The following is a 1,940-nucleotide window of genomic DNA, read 5'->3' on the forward strand; positions in this document are numbered from 1 at the left end:
CCGATGCGCCGCCTGCCGCCATCGACGAGGCGCCAGCGGCAGCACAGGCGCAGCTGCAGCCGGAGGCCACGGACGAGCGACCGGATTTCGACGCCCCCACCGCGCCCATGGACCTGGAGTTCCTGTCCGGGGCGCCGGCCGCGGAGGCGCCTGTGGAGGCGGCGCTGGACGAGCCCCTGCTGGACTTCGATTTTCCCGCTCCGGTGGAGGTGGTGGAGGCGGCGCCCGAAACCGCTCCGACCGTGGCCGAGCCGGAATTGACCGAGCCGGAAGTGGCGGCCTCGCTGGAGGCATTGCCCGAGATCGCGTTGCCGGATGCGCCGGCGCCAGCGGGCGGGCCCCTCGAGCGGCAGGCGCATGAGGACGACGAGCCCGCCGAGCCGGCGACAGATTTTGCCGACACCTCGCTCGAGGACGAGTCTGCGGACGAGGCGGCCACGGAAGGGGCGCCGCTGGCGGGCCTGTCGACGGACGAGGAAGTCGATTTCGCCCTGTTCGAGCAGGCGCGCCGAGAAGCACAGCCGGCGGCGGGAGACGATGCCTTCTTCCTCGATCCGCAGCGCGTGGACATCGTCCTGGAGCCGGCCGAGCCGGAGGCGCCGCAGGCTGCGGGGCCGACCGACGAGGCCGCTGAGGAGGCCGAGGCGCCGCAGCTCGTTGCCGCGGCGCCCGCGGCGGCAACGGACTTCGACGCCGAGCTGGCCGACTGGCTCGGCTCGGCCACCGGCGTGGATGTCGATTCGGTGGTCACGGGCACCGACACGCCGCAGCAGTTGCCGCCACCCGAGGATGCCGACCCTGCCGCCGAGGCGCAGTGGCCGGAGCCGGAGGCCGAGCAGCTGGCCGACGCCGCAGCCCATGCCGGCCCGGCGGCTGTCGAGGACGAAGCGGTCAAGGTCATCGAGCACCTGCGCATCGGTCTGCCGCTGTACACGGTGTACCTGAACGAGGCGGACGAATGGTCGCGCCGGCTGGTCACGGCGCTGCAGGAGTGGGAGCTCGAACTGCACCGACCCGCGCCCGACCTAGCGGTCGCCCTGGCGCACTCGCTGGCCGGCAGTTCGGCGACGGTGGGCTTCGTGGCCCTGTCGGAGCTGTCCCGCACGCTCGAGCATGCGCTGCAGCACCTGCAGCTGCTCTCGCGCAACGACCCGGCCCATGCGCGCACCGTGAACGCCGCCGCCGAGGAGATTCGCCGCCTGCTGCACCAGTTCGCCGCCGGCTTCCTCAAGGACCCCAACCCCCAGCTGCTGGCGCAGCTGGCTGCGATCCTCGACATCGAAGTCATCAGCGCGCGCGCACCGCTGGACGGCGGCGACGGGGAGGCAGCCTACGGCGCGCCCGCATGGCCCAAGGACGATGCCGCGCCGCTGCCGGCCGCACCGGCCCCTGCACCGGCACCGGCACCGGCACCGGCCCCGGCGCGGGCTCCGGCAGTGGGCGACCACGATGCCCTCGTGGACGCGGCCATCGCCCATGCCGTGGCCTCGGCGGGCGACATCGACGACGACATCGACGCCCTGGACGTCATCGACCCCGACCTGTTCCCGATCTTCGAGGAAGAAGCGCTGGAGCTGTTGCCCCAGCTGGGCGCGGCACTGCGCCAGTGGTGCGCGCGGCCGGACAACCTGGGCGCGCGCGGCGAGCTGCTGCGCGCCCTGCACACCCTCAAGGGCAGCGCCCGCCTGGCAGGCGCCATGCGCCTGGGCGAGATGGCGCACCGCTTGGAGAGCGCGGTCGAGCAGATCGATCTGGGCGATCTGGCGGCCGTGCGGCCCTCCGACCTGGAGCCGCTGCAGTCCAGCCTGGACGTGCTGCAGACCGCCTTCGAGGCGCTGCGCACCATCGGCGCGCAGTCGCTGACCGAGCCCGTGGCGCTCGCGCCCGTCCCTTCGGCACCGGAGGGCGCCTCCGCCGAAGCCGAAGCCGGGGCTGCAGGG

General features: G+C 73.8%; 1 protein-coding gene. It reads left to right on the forward strand.

Going from position 1 to position 1,940, the window contains the following annotated elements:
* Positions 1-1,940 (forward strand): Hpt domain-containing protein (locus A612_RS06085; RefSeq protein ID WP_241209523.1); only part of this gene is annotated, 1,940 nt, incomplete at both ends.

It is taken from the genome of Melaminivora alkalimesophila, from assembly GCF_000282995.1.
In the GTDB taxonomy this organism is placed as follows: domain Bacteria; phylum Pseudomonadota; class Gammaproteobacteria; order Burkholderiales; family Burkholderiaceae_C; genus Melaminivora; species Melaminivora alkalimesophila.